The organism is Streptomyces sp. NPDC002499, assembly GCF_053595415.1.
Window position 1 is genome coordinate 116,815 of sequence record NZ_JBSFXO010000014.1, and the last position, 21,267, is coordinate 138,081.

General features: G+C 71.3%; 23 protein-coding genes. 13 read left to right on the forward strand and 10 right to left on the reverse strand.

Features of this window, described 5'->3' with window-relative positions; genetic code table 11:
- Positions 1-786 carry an enoyl-CoA hydratase/isomerase family protein gene (locus ACWD5F_RS35610; RefSeq protein WP_451260448.1) on the forward strand — a complete coding sequence of 262 codons (786 nt, stop codon included), beginning with the start codon at positions 1-3 and terminating at the stop codon, positions 784-786.
- A 60-nt stretch (positions 787-846) separates the two neighbouring features.
- On the opposite strand, the gene ACWD5F_RS35615 is transcribed toward ACWD5F_RS35610, so the two are convergent.
- Positions 847-1,614, reverse strand: a complete 768-nt coding sequence (locus ACWD5F_RS35615) for an SDR family NAD(P)-dependent oxidoreductase (protein WP_451260449.1) — start codon at positions 1,612-1,614, stop codon at positions 847-849.
- A 100-nt stretch (positions 1,615-1,714) separates the two neighbouring features.
- Here ACWD5F_RS35615 and ACWD5F_RS35620 point away from each other — a divergent pair, with 100 nt between their 5' ends.
- The gene (locus tag ACWD5F_RS35620) at positions 1,715-2,869 is read left to right on the forward strand and encodes a thiolase family protein (RefSeq protein ID WP_451260450.1); all 1,155 of its coding nucleotides are present in this window, start codon (positions 1,715-1,717) and stop codon (positions 2,867-2,869) included.
- Positions 2,870-2,946: 77 nt separating this feature from the next.
- Here the strand turns inward: ACWD5F_RS35620 and ACWD5F_RS35625 are convergent, their stop codons facing one another.
- The 3 genes from ACWD5F_RS35625 to ACWD5F_RS35635 all read right to left on the reverse strand — a co-directional run bounded on the left by ACWD5F_RS35625 (position 2,947) and on the right by ACWD5F_RS35635 (position 5,582).
- Entirely contained in the window at positions 2,947-3,978 is a 1,032-nt protein-coding gene (locus ACWD5F_RS35625; protein ID WP_451260451.1) for an NAD(P)H-dependent amine dehydrogenase family protein, read from the reverse strand.
- A complete protein-coding gene (locus ACWD5F_RS35630) occupies positions 3,975-4,814 on the reverse strand; it encodes an acyl-CoA thioesterase (protein WP_451260452.1) in 840 nt (279 codons plus the stop codon). Before ACWD5F_RS35630 ends, ACWD5F_RS35625 begins: the two co-directional genes overlap by 4 nt.
- A 96-nt stretch (positions 4,815-4,910) precedes the next feature.
- Entirely contained in the window at positions 4,911-5,582 is a 672-nt protein-coding gene (locus ACWD5F_RS35635) for a TetR/AcrR family transcriptional regulator (protein WP_401711206.1), read from the reverse strand.
- Positions 5,583-5,705: 123 nt separating this feature from the next.
- Between ACWD5F_RS35635 and ACWD5F_RS35640 the strand changes: the two genes are divergently transcribed.
- From ACWD5F_RS35640 to ACWD5F_RS35650, 3 genes are read left to right on the forward strand one after another with little or no spacing between them, the layout of a single operon-like run.
- Entirely contained in the window at positions 5,706-6,704 is a 999-nt protein-coding gene (locus tag ACWD5F_RS35640; protein ID WP_451260453.1) for an acyl-CoA dehydrogenase family protein, read from the forward strand.
- Entirely contained in the window at positions 6,688-7,863 is a 1,176-nt protein-coding gene (locus tag ACWD5F_RS35645) for an acyl-CoA dehydrogenase family protein (protein ID WP_451260454.1), read from the forward strand. The genes ACWD5F_RS35640 and ACWD5F_RS35645 overlap by 17 nt, the downstream gene beginning before the upstream one ends.
- Before the next feature lie 9 nt (positions 7,864-7,872).
- A complete protein-coding gene (locus tag ACWD5F_RS35650) occupies positions 7,873-8,655 on the forward strand; it encodes an enoyl-CoA hydratase (protein WP_451260455.1) in 783 nt (260 codons plus the stop codon).
- Positions 8,656-8,693: 38 nt separating this feature from the next.
- Here ACWD5F_RS35650 and ACWD5F_RS35655 read toward each other — a convergent pair whose 3' ends face one another.
- A complete protein-coding gene (locus tag ACWD5F_RS35655) occupies positions 8,694-9,533 on the reverse strand; it encodes a helix-turn-helix transcriptional regulator (protein ID WP_451260456.1) in 840 nt (279 codons plus the stop codon).
- 103 nt (positions 9,534-9,636) lie between these two features.
- Here ACWD5F_RS35655 and ACWD5F_RS35660 point away from each other — a divergent pair, with 103 nt between their 5' ends.
- On the forward strand, positions 9,637-10,344 hold the full coding sequence (locus tag ACWD5F_RS35660) for an SDR family NAD(P)-dependent oxidoreductase (RefSeq protein WP_451260457.1): 708 nt from the start codon (positions 9,637-9,639) through the stop codon (positions 10,342-10,344).
- A gap of 37 nt (positions 10,345-10,381) precedes the next feature.
- Here the strand turns inward: ACWD5F_RS35660 and ACWD5F_RS35665 are convergent, their stop codons facing one another.
- The 5 genes from ACWD5F_RS35665 to ACWD5F_RS35685 form a co-directional block, all read right to left on the reverse strand.
- The gene (locus ACWD5F_RS35665) at positions 10,382-11,167 is read right to left on the reverse strand and encodes an acyl-CoA dehydrogenase family protein (RefSeq protein ID WP_451260458.1); all 786 of its coding nucleotides are present in this window, start codon (positions 11,165-11,167) and stop codon (positions 10,382-10,384) included.
- 2 nt (positions 11,168-11,169) lie between these two features.
- A complete protein-coding gene (locus ACWD5F_RS35670; protein WP_451260459.1) occupies positions 11,170-12,273 on the reverse strand; it encodes an acyl-CoA dehydrogenase family protein in 1,104 nt (367 codons plus the stop codon).
- Positions 12,270-12,743: a nuclear transport factor 2 family protein gene (locus ACWD5F_RS35675; protein WP_451260460.1), complete on the reverse strand. Its 474-nt coding sequence runs from the start codon at positions 12,741-12,743 to the stop codon at positions 12,270-12,272. The genes ACWD5F_RS35670 and ACWD5F_RS35675 overlap by 4 nt, the downstream gene beginning before the upstream one ends.
- Entirely contained in the window at positions 12,733-13,305 is a 573-nt protein-coding gene (locus tag ACWD5F_RS35680) for a carboxymuconolactone decarboxylase family protein (protein ID WP_451260461.1), read from the reverse strand. The genes ACWD5F_RS35675 and ACWD5F_RS35680 overlap by 11 nt, the downstream gene beginning before the upstream one ends.
- Positions 13,306-13,421: 116 nt before the next feature.
- Entirely contained in the window at positions 13,422-13,886 is a 465-nt protein-coding gene (locus ACWD5F_RS35685; RefSeq protein ID WP_451260462.1) for a pyridoxamine 5'-phosphate oxidase family protein, read from the reverse strand.
- Positions 13,887-14,046: 160 nt separating this feature from the next.
- Between ACWD5F_RS35685 and ACWD5F_RS35690 the strand changes: the two genes are divergently transcribed.
- The 7 genes from ACWD5F_RS35690 to ACWD5F_RS35720 all read left to right on the forward strand — a co-directional run bounded on the left by ACWD5F_RS35690 (position 14,047) and on the right by ACWD5F_RS35720 (position 21,234).
- Positions 14,047-15,501: an aldehyde dehydrogenase family protein gene (locus tag ACWD5F_RS35690; RefSeq protein ID WP_451260463.1), complete on the forward strand. Its 1,455-nt coding sequence runs from the start codon at positions 14,047-14,049 to the stop codon at positions 15,499-15,501.
- Between the two features lie 102 nt (positions 15,502-15,603).
- Complete coding sequence (locus tag ACWD5F_RS35695; protein ID WP_451260464.1) at positions 15,604-16,992, forward strand: ABC transporter substrate-binding protein; 1,389 nt, start codon at positions 15,604-15,606, stop codon at positions 16,990-16,992.
- Positions 16,993-17,001: 9 nt separating this feature from the next.
- A complete protein-coding gene (locus ACWD5F_RS35700) occupies positions 17,002-19,113 on the forward strand; it encodes a branched-chain amino acid ABC transporter permease (RefSeq protein WP_451260465.1) in 2,112 nt (703 codons plus the stop codon).
- A complete protein-coding gene (locus tag ACWD5F_RS35705) occupies positions 19,094-19,804 on the forward strand; it encodes an ABC transporter ATP-binding protein (RefSeq protein ID WP_451260466.1) in 711 nt (236 codons plus the stop codon). Before ACWD5F_RS35700 ends, ACWD5F_RS35705 begins: the two co-directional genes overlap by 20 nt.
- Positions 19,801-20,508, forward strand: a complete 708-nt coding sequence (locus ACWD5F_RS35710) for an ABC transporter ATP-binding protein (protein WP_450352849.1) — start codon at positions 19,801-19,803, stop codon at positions 20,506-20,508. The genes ACWD5F_RS35705 and ACWD5F_RS35710 overlap by 4 nt, the downstream gene beginning before the upstream one ends.
- Positions 20,505-20,951, forward strand: a complete 447-nt coding sequence (locus ACWD5F_RS35715) for a hypothetical protein (RefSeq protein ID WP_451260467.1) — start codon at positions 20,505-20,507, stop codon at positions 20,949-20,951. The genes ACWD5F_RS35710 and ACWD5F_RS35715 overlap by 4 nt, the downstream gene beginning before the upstream one ends.
- Positions 20,917-21,234 carry a hypothetical protein gene (locus ACWD5F_RS35720; RefSeq protein WP_451260468.1) on the forward strand — a complete coding sequence of 106 codons (318 nt, stop codon included), beginning with the start codon at positions 20,917-20,919 and terminating at the stop codon, positions 21,232-21,234. Before ACWD5F_RS35715 ends, ACWD5F_RS35720 begins: the two co-directional genes overlap by 35 nt.
- Positions 21,235-21,267 lie beyond the last annotated feature (33 nt).

Genomic DNA, 21,267 nt, shown 5'->3' on the forward strand with positions numbered 1-21,267 from the left:
ATGACGGACGGTCAGAACATGTACGGCATGCCGGAGGAGATCGACGTCCGCGCGGACGGTTCGCTGCGAATCATCACCCTGAACCGGCCCGACGCCTACAACGCCGTCAACGACCCGCTCCACACCGGCCTGGCCCACCTCTGGCCGCGCCTCGCCGACGACCGGGACGCCCGCGCGGCCGTGCTCACCGGCGCGGGCAAGGCCTTCTCCGCGGGCGGTGACTTCACCTACCTCGACGAGATCAGACGCGACGCCGACCTGCGCTCCCGGACCATCGCGCACGGCCGCGACCTGGTCCTCGGCATGGTCCGCTGCCGTGTCCCCGTCGTCGCCGCCGTCAACGGCCCTGCCGTGGGCCTCGGTTGCAGCCTGGTCGCCCTCAGCGACGTCGTCTACATGGCCGAGTCCGCCTACCTCGCCGACCCGCACGTCCAGGTCGGCCTGGTCGCGGCCGACGGCGGCCCGCTCACCTGGCCGCTGCACACCAGCCTGCTCCTCGCCAAGGAGTACGCCCTCACCGGCGCCCGCATCCCGGCCGAGAAGGCCGTCGCCCTGGGTCTCGCCAACCACGTGGTCACCGACCCCCTAGCCGAGGCCATGGCCTGCGCCAAACGCATCGCCGGACTGCCCCGCCAGGCCGCCGAGAGCACCAAACGCCTCCTCAACATGCACCTGGAACGCGCGGTCCTCGCCACACTCGACTACGCCACCACGGCGGAGGAACTGTCATTCCAGTCCGAGGACTTCAGGGAGAGCATCGAGCGACTGGCGGGCGGTAGAGGGTGACGGTGAGGGTCGGCGTGCCGGTTCACTTCGGAGCCGGCGACTGAGGCCGGACCCGGCTGGTCACTTCGGCGGGAACCTCAACGCCCCGTCCAGGCGGATCACTTCACCGTTGAGGTAGTCGTTCTCGCAGACGTGCTGGACCAGGGCCGCGTATTCGGAGGAGCGGCCCATTCGCCTCGGGTGCGGCACCTGCGGCCCCCAGTAGGCCTCCAGTTGGTCACCCGCCTTGCCGTAGGCCGGGGTGAGGAAGGTGCCGGGGGCGATGGTGACGACCCGGATGCCGAGGGGGGAGAGGTCGCGCGCGGCGACCAGGGTCATGGCGGCGACCCCGCCCTTGGCGGCGGCGTAGGGGAGTTGGCCGATCTGGCCTTCGTACGCGGCGATGGAGGCGGTGTTGACGACGACACCGCGGCCGCCGTCCGCGTCTAGCGGTTCGTGGCGGGCGATCGCGGCGGCGGCCAGGCGCAGCACGTTGAAGACGCCGGTGAGGTAGATGTCGATGGTCTGGCGGAACCCGGCGAGGTCCAGCGGCTCGCCGTCCCGGCCGATCAGGCGTCCGCCGCTCGCGGGGCCGCCGTGCGTGTCGACCGAGATCCGCAGCGGGGCAAGGGAGTTGGCCTGGTCGATCGCGTTGCGTACATCGTCCTCGTCGGTGGCGTCCGCGCGCACGTAGCGGATGCCCAGCTCCTCCTCCAGGGCCTTGCCCTTGTCGTCGGCCAGGTCCGCGACCACCACTTCCGCCCCGGCCGCGCGCAGTCGGCGGACCGTGGCCTCGCCCAGCCCGCCCGCCCCGCCGACCACGAGCGCCGAAGTGCCCTGAACCTGCATCGCGACTCCCCTCTGAGGCATACATGGTTCTAGGATTGCGAGAGTAGCATTCTCATTCCGGATGTGATCCTGGTCCGGCCCCGCCGAGTTGGAGACCTCCATGCCCGAGGCAGTCATCGTGTCCGCCCTGCGCACCCCCATCGGCACCGCGTTCAAGGGGACCCTGCGTGCCACCACGGCGTTCGACCTGGCCCACCACATCGTCGGTGCCGCGGTGGAGGGGCTCGACCCGGACCGCGTCGACGACGTGATCCTCGGCGAGGGTCTCTACGGCGGTGGTGTGCTGGCCCGGCACGCCGCCCTGACCACCGGGCTGACCGCTGTCCCCGGCCAGGCACTGAACCGGCACTGCGCCGCCGGTCTGTCCGCCGTCGCGGGGGCCGCGGCGAGCATCCGCGCCGGCATGGACGAACTCGTCATCGCCGGTGGCGTCAACTCCGCCTCCACCGCGCCGAAGTCCGCCTTCCGGATCGACGGCGAGTGGGTCGAGCCCTGGATGCCGCCCACCCATCCCGACCGCCCGGACGCCCCCAACAACGACATGTCGATCACCATCGGCTGGAACGTCGCCCAACGGGCGGACATCTCCCGCGCCGACATGGACGCCTGGGCGCTGCGCTCGCACCGCAACGCCGTCCGCGCCATCGACGAGGGCCGCTTCGACGCCGAACTCGTCCCCGTCGAGATCGCCGGCGGCACCTTCTCGGTGGACGAACACCCGCGCCGCGACACGTCGTTGGAGAAGCTGGCCGCGCTCAAGCCGCTGCACCCGGAGATCGAGGGCTTCAGCATCACCGCGGGCAACGCCTGCGGCGGCAACGACGGTGCGGCGGCCCTGGTCGTCGCGAGCGACAGCATGGCGGCCGCGGAGGGGCTGCCCGTACTGGCCACCGTCCGTTCCTGGGCGTCCGTCGGCGTCGACCCCGCGGAGACCGGGCTCGCACCGGTCAAGGTGATCCCCAAGGCGCTGGCCCGCGCGGGCCTTTCGGCCGCCGACGTCGACCTGTACGAGATCAACGAGGCCTTCGCCTCCGTGGCCGTCGCCGCCGTCCGCCTCCTCGACCTCGACCCGGACCGGTTGAACGTCAACGGCAGCGGCTGCTCCCTCGGCCACCCCGTCGCCGCCACGGGCGCCCGCATGCTGGTCACGCTCGTGCATGAACTGCGGCGCCGGGGCGGCGGAATCGGGGTCGCGTCGATGTGCGCGGGCGGGGGGATGGGGTCGGCGATGGTGATCGAGGTGGCCGCCCCGTAGAGGGGGTCGAGGAGATGGAGGGGCGTTCGTGTGCTCTGGAACGCCCCGATCCAGCCCGCGCCTCACCCCAAGACCGTTTACCCCAACGTCGCCGTCACCTGAGGAAGATCCAGCGTCGTCCGGATCCCAGGGGCCGCCGCACAGACCAACGGCACCGCGTTCACCGCCCTGTTGGCCGTGTACGACGGCGACACCTCGGCCATGCGGTCGAGCGGCACCGGCAGCCGCAGGCTGACCTCGAGCGGCGCGTCGCCCGCGACGGAGACGTGCCAGCCCGTGTCGCCCACCTCCCAGGCCGGGTCGAGGTCGGTGGTGCAGTACCAGGTGGCGCGGAACCGCAGCAACGGGTGACCGTCGCGCATCCCGGCGACCGTCAGCCGTTGCGCGGCGACCGTCCCCGGCGCCAACTCGCCCGCCGCGATGCGGACTCGGCGCCGGGCGGTCGCCAACTCTCCGCTCGCCTCCAGCGAATCGAGCCGCAACGACAGCGCGTCCGCGATCAGCCGCAGCGACGGACCGAAGCTGGTCCGCGCCCGCGACAACCGCTCCTCGGCGAACTCGGCCGGTGCGACACCGAAGCCCATCACGCCGAACAGCAGCTCGGGGGAGGGGCGTTGGGAGAGATCGGCATACTCGTCGACGGTCAGCGCATCGACGCGGCGCGCTATCGACGTGAGCACCAGCGGTACCGCTTCCGTGATGAACCCGGGGCTGCTGCCCGTGCTGTGGATCGAGGTACCGCCGCGCTCGCACGCGGCCTCGACCCGTTTGCGTTCCTCGGGATCCATGCTCCCCGGATGATGGAACTCGCCGCGCGTGGTCACGACGTTCGCGCCCGACTCCAGCAACCGGCACACCTCGTCGAGGTCGCACTGGAGGGGCATGTACAGCACGCAGTCCGCGCCGAGCCCCACGACGTCCTCGATGTCCCGCGTGGCCGTCACGCCGGTCGAGCCGAGCCCGCACAGTTCCCCGGCGTCCAGCCCTGCCTTCTCCGGTGAGCGGACGTATACCCCGGCCAGGCTCAACCCGGGGTGTTCGACGACGGCACGCAGCGAGCGGGCCCCGATCGTGCCGGTGGCCCACTGGACGACCCGGTACGTCGTCATCGCTCCTCCGACGGCTCCGCCGGCGTGAAACGCAGCAACGCCTCCTGCGCGTAGGACGCGACCAGCGTGCCGTCCTCGGTCAGGACATCGCCCCGGCCGAAGCAGCGGCCGTGCGCGAACACCGGGCTGTGCTGGCGCAACAGCAGCCAGTCCGCGGCGCGGAACGGGCGGTGGAACCAGACCGTGTGCGCGGTGACGGCGGAGGTGAACGCCTTACCGGAGTCGTGCTGGGTCATGCCGGCGAGCGGGCGCAGCGCGGTCCCGATGAGGGTGAGGTCGGTGGCGTACGCCGTGAGGGCGGGCGCCAGTCGGGGCTCGGCCGCAGGGGTGCGCATCCACAGCTCGAACTCGGATGTCTCGGAGAGTGGGGAGTCCAGGTCGGCGGCCGTCCGCGTCTCCCAGGGCAGCAGGTCGAACTCCGTGCGCTGCTCCGGGCCGGGCAGGGTGGGGACGGGGTCGACCGACTGGTGGGCGGGGCCGTCCTCCGGGACGTGCAGCGACACCGACGCGGTGGCGACCACGCCTTTCTGCTGCCGGGCCACGATCGTCAGTGCGGCGAAGGACCCGCCGTCGTGATGGCGGTCCACCTCGTAGCGGACCGGTTCCTCGGGTCGGCCCGCCCGCGCGAAGAGGACGTGCAGCGACTTGACGGCCTTGGTCGGACAGGCGAGCTGGGCGGCCCGGACGAACTGAGCCAGCAGCTGGCCGCCGAACACCCGGTGGTAGCCCAGTAGTTGGTTGCGCCCCTCGTAGACGAGGGGCGCGTCCGAAGCGTGTGCCCGCAGATCGAGGCAGGCGAGCAGGTCGTCCCAGAGTTCACTCAAGGCAAGCGGCATGGCCTTGAGCGTAAGCGATATTTTCGAGTGTGAGAATGGTGTTCTCATGTTTCGACGTCAAGACGGTCGGCGTCCCTTGGTCGAGCTCGGCCGAACTCAGTCGCGCGTGAACCCGTTGGCGACGAAGTCCCAGATCTCCTCCGCGGTGAGCGGGTGGGATCCCTCCTGGCCGCTGGACTGCGCGTTGAACATGACGGTCTGCATGGTCAGCGCGGCCACCCGGCGGGCCTTGAAGCCCTCGCGCAGCAGGTCGGCCTCTTCGAGGGCCGTCATCAGTTCGGTGAACAGCGCGAGCAGCGGCGCGTTCGCGACCCGCATCTCGGCCGGGTGCGAGACCAGCAGGCGCAGCGCGAAGTCCGTGAACAGCGGGCGCTGCTTGCCGGACGGGTCGGGGCGCGAACTCTCGAACAGTTCCTGGACGACGACCCGCACCCGGTCCAACGGGTCGGACTCCTCGGCCGCGATGGTGCGAAGGTGCTCCGCGGACTTGCTCATCGCGTCCTCGAACAGCGCGAGCAGCAACTCGTGCTTCCCGTCGAAGTGCTGATAGAAGCTCCGCAACGACTGGCGGGACCGGTCGACGACCTCCTGCACGGTGAAGTCCGTCGTGCCCTTCTCCGCCATGATCGCCTGCGCCGCGTCGAGGAACCGTTCGACCCTCTGCTCGGCCCGACGTTTCGCCGCCTGGGTGGAGCGCTCGACCGCGCGCTGCTTCCAGGCCGGTTCCTCACTGGGGGTGCTCACGGGCTGGTCCGCCTTCTGTGCCATGGGGAGAACATTACTGCAGTCTATCGACAAGGAGCCTGTGTCCAGGCTGGACACCTCAGGGTGGGTGGGGGAGACTGTTAATTGCCTAGAGAGAGAATCTCATTCTCAATCCCGGAGGGTCGGATGCTGTTTGAGTTCGACGCCGAACAGCGGCTGTGGCGGGACACGGTGCACAAGGCCGTGCTCAAGGAGTGCCCGCCGACGCTGGTGCGTGCCGTCGCCGACGCCGGAGCCGACCCCGGTCCGCTCTGGCAGGTCTACGCCGATCTCGGCTGGACGGAGCTGACCGATCCGGCGGATCTGGTCGAGCTGGCGATCGTCCTGGAGGAGCTGGGCCGGGCCACCGACCCGACGCCGTACCTGGCGACGCTGACCCAATTCGCCCCGCTCGCACCGGGGTTCGGCGCCTCGGGCAGCCCCGGTGCCGCCGTCCACGCCGGAGTCACCTCCCGTCCCGCCGACGGCGGCTGGCTGCTGGAGGGCACCGCACGGCACGTGCTGGACGGCGACCGTGCCGAGCGGTTCGCCGTGGTCACCGAAGCGGGCGTCTTCGTCGTACCCGCGGGTGAGGTGACCGCCGTACGCACCGCCGTCCTCGATCCCGTCCTGCACATCGCCGAGGTCACCTTCCCGGGCGTCCGGGTCACCGAGGCGGACCGCAGCCCCGCCGATCCGGAGGCCGCCCGGCACATCGCGCTCACCGGACTGGCCCTGACCATGGTCGGCGCGTGTGCCCGCGCCCTCGACCTGGTCCTCGACCACGCCCGCACCCGGCACCAGTTCGACGCCCCCATCGGGTCGTTCCAGGCCGTGCAGCACAAGGCTGCCGACATGCACGTGGCGATCGAGCGGGCCCGCGCGCTCGCCTACTACGCGGCACTGACGATCGCCGCCGACGACCCGCGGCGCCGGTCGGCCGCCTCGATGGCCAAGGCGGCGGCGGGGGAGTGCCAGGCGCTGGTGTTCCGCAACGCCGTGCAGCTGTTCGGCGCGATGGGTCACACCTGGGAGAACGACCTGCAGTTCGCGATCAAGCGGGCCAAGGCGGGCGAGTTGATGCTCGGCGGCGCCGCCGCCCACCGGGCGCGGATAGCCGAGGAGTTCCATGCGACTGACCTTTGACCCCGAAGTCGAGGCCTTCCGCGCCGAGTTCGCGGAGTTCCTGGCGGCCAACCTCCCCACGGAGGCGGAGGCCACCGAGCGCTCCCGCTCCACCGGACACGTCCCCGAATGGGCCGCCCGCTGGCAGCGACTGCAGTTCGACGAGGGGTGGCTCCTGCCGGGCAACTCCCCCGAGTTCGGCGGACGCGACGCGAGCGTCATCCAGCAGTACGTCCATCTCGAAGAGCTGTCCCGGCGTCGAATCTGCCACAGCTTCAATCCGCAGGGCGTCGGCATCATCGCCGCCTCGCTGCTCTCCTTCGGCACCCACGAGCAGAAGCACCGATGGGCCGTGCCCATCCTGCGCGCCGAGATCACCGCCGCGCTCGGCATGAGCGAACCGGGTGCCGGGTCGGACCTCGCATCCCTGCGCACCCGGGCCGAGTTGACGGGTGATCACTTCGTGGTCGACGGGCAGAAGGTGTGGACGTCCGGCGCGCACGACGCCGACGTGCTCCTCACCTTCGTCCGCACCGACCCCGACGCCCCCAAGCACAAGGGCATCAGCGTGCTGGTGATCCCCACCGACACACCCGGCGTGACACGCCGCCCCTTCGCCTCCTACACCGGACGCGACGACACGGACTTCAACGAGGTGTTCTTCGAGGACGTCCACGTGCCCGCCGAGAACCTCCTCGGACCGCTCAATCAGGGCTGGCGGGTGGCCAACGGCTCGCTCGGACACGAGCGCACGCTGATGTGGCTGGGCGAGGCCGAGCGCATGGGCGACGTCCTGCGGGACTTCACGCCCACCGACGCGCTGGAGAAGGACTGGTACGCCACCCTCGTCATGGACCTCCAGGCGCTGCGCCTGCTCGGCTCGGCGGCGCTGGCCCGGGCCGCCCGCGGCGAACAGGACGTACCGGCCCTGTCCGTGCTGAAGGTGCTGGGTTCGGAGGCCTCCCAACGCGCCCTGGAACGAGTCCTGGAGGCGAGCGGACCCGACGGTCTCGACCATCCGGCGCCGACCGCGCCGTACCACCACATGAGTTTCGACGACAACTCCGCCAGCTGGTTCCACCGGTACGCCCGCAGCTTCGGCGGCACCATCGCCGGCGGCACGTCCGAGATCCAGCGCACGATCATCGCCGAGCGCGTGCTCGGTCTGCCCCGACGCTGAGGAGCCGCCGTGCACATCCTGTACGAGACCAAGGACCGCATCGCGACCCTCACCCTGAACCGGCCCGAGGTCGCCAACGCCCAGAACGCGGCGCTGCTCGACGAACTCGACACCGCCTGGACGCGGGCCGCCGAGGACGAGGACGTGAAGGTGATCGTGCTGCGCGCCGAGGGCAGACACTTCTCGGCCGGACACGACCTCAAGGACCGCTGGCCGGCCCCGAACGAGATCACCCTGGAGTGGATCTACCGGGCCGAGAACCGCCGGTACCTGGAGTACACGCTGCGCTGGCGCAACGTCCCGAAGCCGTCGATCGCCGCCGTCCAGGGGCGCTGCATCGCGGGCGGGCTGATGCTGTGCTGGCCCTGCGACCTGATCGTGGCCGCCGAGGACGCCCTTTTCTCCGACCCCGTCGTCACGATGGGCATCGGCGGGGTCGAATACCACGGCCACACCTGGGAGTTGGGTCCGCGCAAGGCCAAGGAGATCCTCTTCACGGGCCGGCCCCTGACCGCGGAGGAGGCTGAACGGGTGGGCATGGTCAACAAGGTCGTTCCACGGGACCAGTTGGATGCCGAAGCCCGTGAACTGGCCGAGCAGATCGCCAAGATGCCGTCCTTCGGCCTCCGCCAGGCCAAGCGGGCCGTCAACCAGACCCAGGACGTGCAGGGTTTCTATGCGGCGATCCAGTCGGTCTTCGACGTCCACCAGACCGGTCACGGCAACGCGTTGAGCGTCAGCGGCTATCCGATCCTGGCGAAGCTGGACGAGATGAAGGAGAAGCTCCGCTGAGCCACATGAGTAAAGGGGTGCGCCGCAGCCCGAGTTGACTAGCCCACCAGGCTCTGGGTCCCCAGAACGCCGAGCAGCGCCAGCTTCTCCGCGTCCTCGGTGCCCGGTTCCGCCGTGTAGATCATCAGGTGCAGGTCGTTGCCCGAGACGTTGAGGATGTCGCAGTCGAGGGTGAGGGTGCCCACCTGCGGATGGTCGACGACCTTGCGTGAACCCTCGTTGCGGGCGACGGCACCCGACTCCCACAGTTCGGCGAAGCGGGGACTGTGGGTACGCAACTCCGTGACGAGGCGCTGTAGTTGGGGATCGGCGGGATAGCGGACGGTCGCCGCGCGCAATTCCGAGACGATGGCGGTCTGGAAGTCCGCCAGCTCCCTCGGGGTGTGCCGGACCCGGGAACCGGGGCCGAGGAAGTTGCGCCAGACCCCGTTGCGTTCGAAGCCGCGCCGGCCCGACGGGTCGCCCATCAGCGCCGCGTACATGGGGTTGGCGAGCAGCAGGGTCCAGCCCGCGTCGTAGACGCCGACCGGGGTGGTGACCAGCCGGTCCAGCAGACGCTGGACGCTCGGGGTGATGTACGCGGGAACCGTCTCCGGGCCCGGCGGCACCAGGCCTGCCAGCCGGAACAGGAACGCCCGCTCGTCCCCCGACAGCCGCAGCGCGCGGGCGAACGCCTCGACGACCTGCGCCGACGGGTTGGTCGACCGGCCCTGTTCCAGGCGCGTGATGTAGTCCGCCGAGATGCCCGCCAGCAGCGCCAGCTCCTCGCGCCGCAGCCCGGCCGCGCGTCGATGTCCGCCGGCCGGCAGCCCGGCGGACTCGGGGGAGACCCGGTCGCGCCAGCGGCGCAGTGCCTGCCCCAGTTCCGTCGCCGTCATGTCGTCCAGTGAACACCGTCCGCCGCGCCCGTGCCTGGTACCCGCAGTCCCAGGAAGCAGGTACGTCTGGCTGACCGCGCCGCCGCGCCGCACGCTGGAGGACATGACGACAACACTCATCACCGGAGCGAACAAGGGCCTCGGCTTCGAGGCCGCCCGCCAGCTCATCGCCGCAGGTCACACTGTGTACATCGGCAGCCGCGACGCGACCCGCGGGCGCCGGGCCGCCGAACAGCTGGGCGCGCGGTTCGTCCAGCTCGACGTCACCGACGACACCTCCGTCGAGGCCGCGGCCAAGGCCGTCGAGGCGGACGGCGGGCTCGACGTCCTGATCAACAACGCGGGCATCGAGGGCCGCGGCGAGAACAACGTGATCATCGGCCCGGCCGACGTCACCGCCGACCAGATGCGCACCCTGTTCGAGACGAACGTCTTCGGCGTCGTACGCGTCACGCGCGCGTTCCTGCCGATGCTGCGCCGCTCGGCCGCGCCCGTCGTGGTCAACCTCAGCAGCGGCCTGGCCTCCATCTCGACCCTCGCCGACCCGGAGTCGCCCGCCGCCTTCTACCTCGGCGTCGCCTACCCGTCGTCCAAGGCCGCGGTCAACATGATCACCGTGCAGTACGCGAAGGCGTTCCCGGAGATCCGGATCAACGCAGTGGAGCCCGGCTTCACCAAGACGGACCTCAACGGCAACACGGGGACGCAGACCGTCGAGCAGGGCGCCGAGATCATCGTCCGCATGGCCCAGGTCGGCCCGGACGGACCGACCGGCGGCTACTTCGACGCCAAGGGGCCCCTGCCCTGGTGAGCGGCGGGACACCGCTCAGCCGAGCCGACGGGACACCTCACAGCTGAACCGACCGGGGCGCCGAGCCCTCCGCCCGGAGCACCGCCCCGGCCTCCCGCGTCAGCTCCCGCGCGCTGCCCAGCAACCCGTCCAGGACCAGGGCCCGCCGGACATGCCGGTGCAGCGGGTGCTCGGCGGTGAATCCGATGCCGCCCAGCACCTGCTGACAGTGCCGGGCGGCGGTCAGCGCCGCCTCGCCGGCCGCGGCCTTGGCCAGCAGCGAGCCGAGCGGATCGGCGGCGGCGACGAGGGTCGCCTCGGCGCCCTCCAGCGCGACGAGCGTCTCCGCGAGCCGGTGCCGTACGGCCTGGAAGGACGCGAGGGGTCGGCCGAACTGCACCCGGTCCAGGACATGCGTCCGGGCCAGGCCGAGCATCGCCCGCCCGGTGCCGAGCAACCACCAGCCGACGGCACGGCGGCCCGCGGCGAGTCGCTCCGCCGGGAGGGGGCCCTCCGTACCGGCCGCACCGGGGTCGGCCAGCCGCAACGGCAGTGCCTCGTCGAGCCCCGAGCCGGAAGCCGCACCGTCCCGCGACCACACCACCCACCGACCACCCGCGTACGGCAGCGTCTCCGCACCCACCACGTCGACGAGCACCGACGCATGCGCCCCCGTCTCACCCAGCAGCCGGAACACCCCCGTAATCGCCACCCTGGGGAACTCCGCCAGCAGCTCGTCCCAGCCCAGATCGGCCAGCGCCGCGTCGAGTGCGGGGCCCGGCGTCGTCGTGGTCATCGTCTTGCGGAGTGTCTCGGACAGCAGTTCCACCTCGGCGGGGTCCACGGTCACTCCCTCCCCAGGTCGAGCAGCCGGCGGGCGATGATGTTGCGCTGGATCTCGGCGGTACCGCCGTAGATGGTCGCCGCGCGGGAGTAGAGGTACTCCGAGCGCCACGGCGAGTCGGTCAGCTCCAGCGTGCCCGGCAGCAGGTCCCGTGCCGTGTCGAACAGCCGCTGTTCCGCCGTGGCGAGCAGCACCTTGTCCACGGAGGTCTCCGGGCCGAGCCGCGCGCCCGCCGCCAACCGGCGCTGGGTCGCGTGCGAGCGACAGCGGACGGTGTGGAGGGCGAGATACGCGGCGCCGAGGGCCGCGTCGTCCAGGGTGTCCGTTTCGGTGAGCAGTCGGTCCAGGCGCGTGTAGAGATGGGCTACGCGGTGCCAGAAGCAGGTCGAGCGCTCGTGCGGGAGCAGGTCCATGGCCAGGCGCCAGCCGTCGCCGGGGCGGCCGAGCATCCGGTCGGCGGGCACCACCACGTCGTCGAGGAAGACCTCCGCGAACTCGTCGACGCCGTGCATCGTGCGCAGCGGGCGGACCGTGATGCCCGGGGTGGCCATGTCGACGAAGAAGGCGGTGATGCCGTCGTGGCCGGGTGCGGTGCGCGTGAGCAGGACACAGCGGGCCGCGTACTGCGCCAGGCTCGTCCAGACCTTCTGGCCCGTGACCACCCAGGCGCCGTCCTCGCGGGGTACGGCGCGCGTGGTCAGGGACGCGAGGTCACTGCCGGAGCCCGGTTCGGAGAAGCCCTGGCACCACTGCTCCCGGCCGCCGAGCAGCAACGGCACCATTTCGGCGGCGAGTTCGGGACGGGCGTACGAGATCAGGGTCGGGGTGAGGACCTCGACCATGGAGTAGATGCCGGGCTCGGCGAGGCCGCGCGTGGCCACCTCCTCGCCCAGCACCGCCCGGAACACGGCCGGTCCGCCGAGCCCGCCGACCTCCTCGGGCCAGCCGTACCGCATCCAGCCCGCGTCGAACAGCGCCCGCCGCACCCGCTCCAACTGCGCGACCTGCGCGTCCAGGGAGTGTTCGGGGCCGGGGGACAGGTCGTGTTCGTCGAGCCAAGTCCGCAGCGCGGCGCGGAAGTTCGCGGTGGTCGGGAAGTCGCTCATACGACGGGACGCCGGAAGGCGTGCGGGCGCCCCGAGTCGTGGGCCCCGCTGCGCCGGATGAACGTCATGGCACGCGTCCGCAGCCGCCAGCCCTCCGGCGTCCGTACATAGGTGTCGTTGTAGTAGCCGATCCGCATGTCGTGCGTGGACTGGTCGACGAAGCACAGCGGTTGGGTGCCGGTCGCCGTGTCGCCGTTCAGCTCGACGGCGGGTGTGCCCGTGAGGAACAGGCCCTTGGGCGCGGCGGCGACCAGATCCGGGAAGTCGGCCAGGGGGTAGGTGTCGCCGAAGGCGCTGTAGGTGCCGTCGGGGGTGAAGACCGCGAGGAGTCCGTCCATGTCGCCGCGGGTGATGGTCACCGCGTAGCGGGCGAGGAGCTGCTCGATCCCCACGAGGTCGTCGGTGATGTCCCGCACCTGGTCGCCGGCGGAGTTCCGCGCATGGTCGGCGGTGGCGTGGTCAGTGGTCACGGGCCCTCATTCTCTCCGCACGTTCGCGCGCGTCGTCCTCGGGGCGGATGCCGAAGGTGTTGAAGGCCATGGACATCAGGGCGTACGCCCCCACGGTGAACACCAGGTCCATCCGCTGCTGTTCGTCGAGGTGCTCGGCGAGCCCGGCCCACGTGCCGTCCGACAGGTCGGAGTCGTCCTCCAACTCGTCCACGGCGGTGAGGACCAGGGCGTCCAGCGGCTCGGCCGCCTTGCCCTGCCCGGCCGCCTCGATCTCGGCCTCGGTCAGCCCGGCCTCCTGGGCGAGATGTTGGTGATGGGCCCACTCGTACGCGCAGTTCCGGCGCTTGGCGACACGTAGGACCACCAGCTCGCGCAGGCGCGGCGGCAGCGTCGAGCGCATCAGGACGTAGGTGCTGAACGGCAGGAAGCGCGAGGTCAGTTCGGGGTGGCGGGCCAGGACGGAGAGGGCGTTGCCCGCCCCCTCCGCGTTACGCATGGGGCGGGGGAGCAGGGCGGCCAGCGCCTCGCGCGTCCGCTCGTCCCACTCGTCGTCGGGCAGTGGGGGCAGGCGAGGCGGCATGCGGACTCCCTCGACGTCGGTGTCCTGGTGAGAATCGCGAGAAGCACAACCGGTGAGAATTAGATTCTCGCATCGTGAGTGTCAGGTTTTCATCGGGTGGGCGGTGGCGTCAACCGTCAGGCGCGCAGCTTGCCGAAGTCCCAACTGACGATCTTCTCCGGGCGCAGGCGCAGCCAGCCGTGCCGGCCGTCGTAGCGGAAGTCGCCGCCGCCCGAGTACTTGTCCGCGAAGAGCCGCTCGGGGGAGTCGAGTTCGGGTGTCGGCACACCCTTGCGGGGGACCTCGCCGACGACCTCCGCGCTGCCCAGCAGCTCGACGCCGCGCAGCCGCAGGAAGTCGAAGCCGCCGTCGTCGACCAGCACGCTCACGCGCGGGTCGCGGCCCAGGTCGCTCCAGCGCCGGCTGCGGGTCAGCGAGTTGAGCCACAGGGCCGTGCCGTCCCAGACGAACCACAGGGCGCCGGCGTGCGGATGTCCGCCGGGGCCCACGGTGGCGACGCGGCAGACGGGCTGGGAGCGCAGAAAGGCGTCCCGCTCCTCCTCGGACATGGCGATGGCGGTCCCCCTGCGTTGACCGGGCATGATTCCTCCCCCTCTTGTGTGAATGCCTAATTCTCCTGCGCGACAGGTTGCTTCTCCTCTAGTGAGAAGCTACTTTCCACCGCAGGCAGGGCCGTGACAAGGCAGGACCGCAAGACAGGACCGAGGCAGGACCAGAGACACCCAGAAGAGATGGGGAGCCGTGAGTCTTTTCCATGAGGACCGGCTGTTGATCGACGGGGAACTCGTGCACGCGGGGCGCACCTTCGAGACCGTCGATCCGTCCACCGGGAAGGTGCTGGGGACGGCATCCGACGCGGGGACCGGCCATGTCGAGACGGCCGTCGCGGCCGCGCGCCGCGCGTTCGACACGACCGACTGGATGCGCGACCGCGATCTGCGGCTGCGCTGCCTGCGCCAGCTCTACGACGCGCTGCACGAACACCGCGAGGATCTACGGGAGTTGACCATCGCGGAGGTCGGAGCACCCCGCCAGCTGACCCGCGGGGCACAGCTCGACGAGCCGATCGAGATGGTCAGGTACTACGCCGACCTGCTCGAAGGCTACGCGTTCCAGGAGGAGTTGGGCATCGCCGAGATCCGCGGCGGGCGCCACCGCCGTTGGGTGGAGAAGGAGGCGGCCGGAGCGGTCGCCGCGATCCTGCCGTACAACTTCCCCAACCAGCTCGCCCTCGCCAAGCTCGCCCCCGCTCTGGCCGCGGGCTGCACCGTCGTACTCAAAGGCGCCCCGGACACCCCGTGGACGACCCTCGCGCTCGGCCGGATCATCGCCGAGCGGACCGACATCCCCGCGGGCGTCGTCAACATCCTCACCTCCGCCGGGCCCGAGACCGGCCAACTTCTCACCACGCACCCCGACATCGACATGGTCACCTTCACCGGGTCGACCCCGGTCGGCAAGGCGATCATGGCCGCCGCCGCGGGCACCCTGAAGCGGGTCTTCCTGGAGCTCGGCGGCAAGTCGGCCATGATCGTGCTGGACGACGCCGACCTCGCGAACGCCGCGATCTTCGCCGCGTTCACCATCTGCTCCCACTCCGGACAGGGCTGCGCGCTCACCTCCCGGCTCCTCGTCCCGCGCGACCAGCACGACGAGATGGTCGGCCTGGTCGCCGCCATGCTCGGCAAGGTCAAGTACGGCGACCCCGGTGACCCGGCCACCCACATGGGCCCCCTGATCAGCGAGAAGCAGCGCACCAAGGTGCACGCCATGGTCGAACGCGCCGTCGCCGACGGGGCCCGCCTGGTCACCGGCGGCCGACCGGCCGACCGCGAGGGCTTCTTCTACGAGCCGACGCTGCTCGCGGCCGTCGACCCCCGCGCCGAGATCGCCCAGGAGGAGGTCTTCGGACCGGTGCTCGCCGTCATCCCCTACGAGGACGAGGACGACGCCGTCCGGATCGCCAACGACTCGGTGTACGGGCTGTCCGGCGCGGTGCTCGGCGCCGACGACGAGCGGGCGACCGCCGTGGCCCGGCGGATCCGCAGCGGCACCTTCAGCATCAACGGGGGCAACTACTTCGCCGCCGACGCCCCGTTCGGCGGCTTCAAGCAGTCCGGCATCGGCCGGGAGATGGGTGTGGCGGGCCTGGAGGAGTTCCTGGAGCTCAAGACCTTCGCCGTGGTGGAGCGGTAACGCCCCTCGTCCGCACGGCAGTTCGAGGTCACCGGCGGTTCAGAGAGATCGGCGGTTCGGGGAGATCGGCAGTTCGGGGACACCACCGAGGAGGCACCACCTGTGAGAGTCAAGGCAATCCCCGTCGCGTTCGCGGTGAGCGCGCTGCTCGCCGTGGCCGGGTGCGGCGGCCACGACAGTGCCGGCGACGAGAGCGACAGCGACGCGTCGCCCACCAAGGCCGCCCAGCAGGCGACGACCGGCGACTTCGGCGACCTGAAGAACGTGTGCGGCCCCGGCGACGCGAAGAGCGCGACCGCCCAGGGCGTCACCGCCGACTCCATCGACGTCGGTGTCTTCTCCGACGTCGGCTTCACCAAGAACTCCGAATTCGTCGACACCGCCAAGGTGTTCACGTCCTGGTGCAACGCGGCGGGCGGCATCAACGGCCGCAAGCTGGTCGCCACCACTCGCGACTCCAAGCTGATGGAGGTCCGCCAGCGGATGCTGGAGGCCTGCAAGGCGGACTTCGCACTCGTCGGCGGCGGGTCCGCGCTGGACGCCCTCGGTGTGCAGGACCGGCTGAAGTGTCTGCTGCCCGACTTCCCCGCCCAGGTCAGCCAGATCCAGAACCAGGGCTCCGACCTCCAGCTCAACGAGACCGGCGGCGCCTCCTACGACCGCTACCCCGGCTACTACCAGTGGCTGCTCAAGACCGCCTACCCCGAGTCCGCGGGAGCCGTCGGCACCATCGCGGGCGACGCCTCGGTCAGCAAGGTCATCGACGCCAGGGCCCAGGAGAGCCTCAAGGCCGCCGGCGCGAAGATCACGTACCACGACCTCTACCCGGCGGCCGGGGTCTCCGACTGGACGCCCTACGCGCAGTCCATCAAGAGCAAGGGCGTCAAGGGCCTCGTCTTCCTGGGGGACTTCGCGAGCCTGTCCAAGCTGGAACAGATCCTCACCGGCATGGACTACAAGCTCGACTGGATCGACGCCAACAACAACGCCTACAACTCCGCCTTCCTCCAACTCGCCGGCAAGTCCCTGGACTACCAGAACAACCTCGCCGATCTCAGCGGGGTCCACCCGCTGGAGAAGGCCGCGGACAACCCGGCGACCGAGCAACTCGTCGCCCTCTACAAGCAGTACGCCCCCAAGGCGCAGATCACCCTGCCCGGCACGCGCGGCTTCGCGGCCTGGCTGCTGTTCGCCAAGGCGGCGGCCTCCTGCGGCGACAAGCTGACCCGCACCTGCGTCTACGAGGCGGCCCGCAAGGAGAGTGCGTGGACCGGTGGCGGGCTCCTGGCCCCCGTCGACCTGTCGAAGCCGGACGCGCCACTGACCTGCTTCAACATCGAGAAGGCCACGTCGAAGGGCTGGGAGCCCGCCGACTTCGCGCCCAACGACGGCGCCTACCGCTGCGACGAGCCCGCCTACGAGTTCAAGGGCGACTACGGCAAGCCCCTCACCCTCGCCGACGTCGGCAAGAGCATGAGCGACGTGAAGTGACGTGACCTGATGGAGCAGTTCCTCACCTTCGGGATCGTCGGCCTGAGCACCGCCGCCATCTACGCGGTGATCGGCAGCGGGCTGGTCCTGACCTACGTCACCACCGGCGTGTTCAACTTCGCGCACGGGGCGGCCGGCATGCTGGCGGCGTTCTGCTACTGGCAGTTCACCGTAGGCTGGGGCTGGCCCGTGCCGGTCGCCCTGGTCCTCGTCCTGCTGGTGCTCGCCCCCGGCTTCGGCCTCGCCGTCGAACGCGTCCTGATGCGGCCCGTGCAACGGCTCGGCGAGGCCGAACGGCTGGTGATGACGGTGGCGCTGCTCAGCGGCGCCATCGCCGCCGCCCGCTGGATCTGGGACCCCAACGTCCCGCGCCCGCTCTCCGTGTTCTTCGCCGACCGCGAGCCCTTCCACATCGGTCCGGCGACCGTCACCTGGCACCAGGCACTCACCATGACCGTCGCCGTGCTGGTCGCCGCCGGCCTGTGGTTCGTGCTCAACCGCACCCGCACCGGCGCCGAGATGCGCGCCACCGTCGACGACCGGGCCCTCGTGCAGCTCACCGGCGCCGACCCGGTGAGAGCCAGCCGCGTCGCGTGGATCCTCGGCACCCAACTCGCCGCGATCGGCGGCATCCTGATCGCCCCGACGGTCGCCCTGGACGCCTCCCAGCTCTCCCTGCTGATCGTCAGCGCCTACACCGCGGCCGTCTTCGGCAAGCTGCGCAGCCTGCCGTTCACGTTCGTCGGCGCCGTCGTCGTCGGCTGCCTGGAGAGCTATCTGACCGGCTACCTCCCGCAGAACGACTACCTGCCGGGCCTGCGCCTCGCCGCCCCCGCCCTGCTCCTCTTCCTCGCCCTGCTCTGCTTCCCGCACCCCCGACTGCGCGGCCGCGACCGGCGGTTGGTGCAGGTACCCGCGCCGAGCCCGCGCGGCACCCTCGTCTTCGCCGCCTCGACCGTCCTGTTCGCGGTCGTCCTCGCCTCCGTACTCGACGAGTCCGACCTCGTGACGTACGGGCCGATCTTCTCGCTCGGCATCGTCGCCCTGTCGTACGTACCGCTGGCCGGGTACGCGGGACAGATCTCCCTGTGCCAGCTCAGCATGGCCGGCATCGGCGCGGTCGTCTGGGGCCACCTCGGCGGCCACGGCCAACTGTGGGCGCTGGCCGCCGCGATCGCCGTGTCCGCCGCCGTCGGAGCGCTGATCGCGGTGCCCGCACTGCGGTTCTCGGGCGTCTATCTGGCCCTGGGCACGGCCGCGGTCGCCGTGGTCCTGGACCGGTGGATCTTCACTCTGCCCGCCTTCGACCTCGCCGGAGTGCACATCTCCCTCTTCGACCAGGGCTCGGTGGAGATGGCGGGACCCCAACTCCTCGGCCTACGACTGGACTCGGCGGCCGACCTCATGGTCCTCGCCGCCGTCTGCCTCGGCCTCGCCTCGCTCGCCGTCGCCCGGCTGCGCCGCGGCGGCTTCGGCCGGCGGCTGATCGCCCTGCGCGACAGCGAGGCCGCGTACGCCACGCTCGGCGGCAACCTGCTGGTGACCAAGGTCCTCGTGTTCGCGCTGTCCGCCGGCATCGCGGGACTCGGCGGCGCGCTCTACGGGATGCAGCAACGGTCCATCACCGCCGAGCAGTTCAACCTCGTCGCCGGACTGCCGATCTTCCTGGTCGCCGTCATCGGCGGCCTCGGCGCGGTCGGCAACGGCCTGTTCGCCGGGACCGCCTACATCGGCCCGAACATCCTCATCGGCCTGGCCTCCTGGACGCAGAACATCGTCACCGTGCTGCCCGCCCTGGCCGGCATGGGCCTCGGCCACAACCCAGAGGGCCTGGTCTCCCGCTTCCGCCGCGAGTGGAACCCACTGGGCCGCGACCGGATCGCCCTGTCGACGCTCCTCGCGGTCCTGGCGCTGGGCTGGGTGCTGCGACTGACCGACGTGATCAACGGCTGGACGTTCCTGATCGGTTCGCTGGTCGTGGCCTCGACGCTGCGTGCCTGGGCCGCCGCACGTCAGGCGCCCAAGGCCGAGGCGGACGTACCCGTCGAGTGGTGGGGCGTACGACGTCCCTGGCGCGCGCAGGACGGGGAGGTGCTGACCCGTGGCACTGCTGGAGGTTAGTGGCGTGACCGTCGCCTTCGGCGGCAACCGCGCCCTGGACGGCGTCGGCATGAGCGCCGAGCGCGGCCGGGTCACCGGGCTCATCGGGCCCAACGGGGCGGGAAAGAGCACCCTGTTCGACGTGGTCTCGGGGCTGCGCAGGCCCTCGGCGGGCCGGGTCGTCCTGGGCGGGCGCGACGTGACCCGGCTCGGGCCCGCCCGGCGCTGCCGGCACGGACTGGCCCGCACCTTCCAACGCCTGGAACTCTTCGGCCGGTTGAGCGTCCGGGACAACCTCCTCGTCGCCGCGGAACTCGGCCCCGAACGGCGCCGGGCCGACCGGGTGACCGACGAACTGCTCGACCGGCTGGGCCTGTCGGCCGTCGCCGACACCTGCGCCGACAACCTGCCCACCGGCGTCGCCCGCCTCGTCGAGGTCGGCCGCGCCCTCGCCGTACGCCCCGGTCTGCTGCTCCTGGACGAGCCCGCCGCCGGGCAGGACGGCGAGGAGACCGAGCGGTTCGCGGCCCTGCTGCGCGCGCTCGCCGCGGACGGCACCGCGGTCGTCCTGGTCGAGCACGACATGGGGCTGGTCATGGGCGTGTGCGACGAGGTCTACGTGCTCGACCTCGGCAAGGTCATCGCGGTCGGCCCGCCCGACCTGATCCGCCACGACGAGACCGTGCTGGCCGCCTATCTGGGGGACGTGTGAACGCTCTGCTCGAACTGCGCGGGATGCGCGCCGCCCACGAGGGCATCACCGTCCTGCACGGCGTCGACCTCACCGTCGGCGCCGGACAGGTCGTGGCACTGCTCGGCCCCAACGGCGCCGGCAAGACCACCACCCTGCGCGTCGCCGCCGGCCTGCACCCCGCCCGGTCCGGCCAACTCCTGCTGGGCGGAAGGGAGGTGACCGGCGCCGACCCGCGCGACCTCGCCCGCGCCGGGGTCTGCCTGATCCCCGAGGGACGCGGGGTGTTCCCCAACCTCTCCGTCCGCGACAACCTCCTGATGATGACGTTCACCGGCCGCACCCGCGAACAGATCGAGGAGATCGCCTTCGCCCGCTTCCCCGTCCTCGGACAGCGCGCGCACCAGGCGGCGGGCACCCTCTCCGGCGGCGAACAGCAGATGCTCGCCCTCGCCCGCGGCCTGGCCACCGACCCCGCCGTGCTGCTCCTCGACGAACTCTCCATGGGACTCGCCCCGTTGGTGGTCTCCCGGCTCTACGAGCAGGTCGCCGAGATCGCCCGGCAGGGCGTGGCCGTCCTGGTCGTCGAGCAGTTCGCGTCCGCTGTCCTCGGCATCGCCGACCACGCGGCCGTCCTGGTCCGGGGCCGCATCGAACGCCAGGGCCGCCCCGACGGCGGGCTGCGCGACGAACTGTCCGCCCTCTACCTGGGGAGTTCCGCATGACACCCACCGAGCCACACGCCCAGAACGGCGAGCCACGCGCCCAGGGCGGCACCTCCCGGGCCCAGGACGGCGAATCGCGGGCGGACCGCTTCGTCCGCGAACTCGCCGACCTCAGGATCCCGGACCCGGCCGCCGCCCGGGCCGGCCTCTGGCTGCGCCTCGGCGGCACCCTGATGGCCCTCGGACTGGTGCTGGCCCTCTCCGCCTACCTCCTGTCGCACACCACCCAGAACCCCCTCGACCAGCGCGACGCCCTGGCCCTCGGCCTCGGTGGGATCGCGGCCACCGTCGTGGGCGCCGCGCTGTTCCTGCGCTACTCCCTCACCGGCTTCCTGCGGTTCTGGATGGCCCGCCAGTCCTACGACCTCGCCGTGCTCGCCGACCGCCTGCGTGAAAGGGACCTGAACCATGACCTCACCAGCACCGACGCTGCGCCCAGGTGACCAGCTCGCGAGCACGGTGTGCACCACCCGGGTGGTCGTCGTCCGCGCCCCGGCCGACCACCGGCCGGCCCTGACCTGCGGCGGCGCCCCCATGGTCCCCGCCGCCACCGCACCACCCGGGCCCGCGACCGGCGCCGCACCGGTCACCCTCCTCGGCAAGCGCTACGTCGACGCCGAAGGGTCCCTGGAACTGCTGTGCACCAGCCCCGGCACCGGCGAACTCGCCTGCGACGGCGTCCCCATGACCCTCAAGGCCGCCAAACCCCTCCCCGCCTCCGACTGAACACCCCCCGGGACCTGAACGACCCACGCCTGA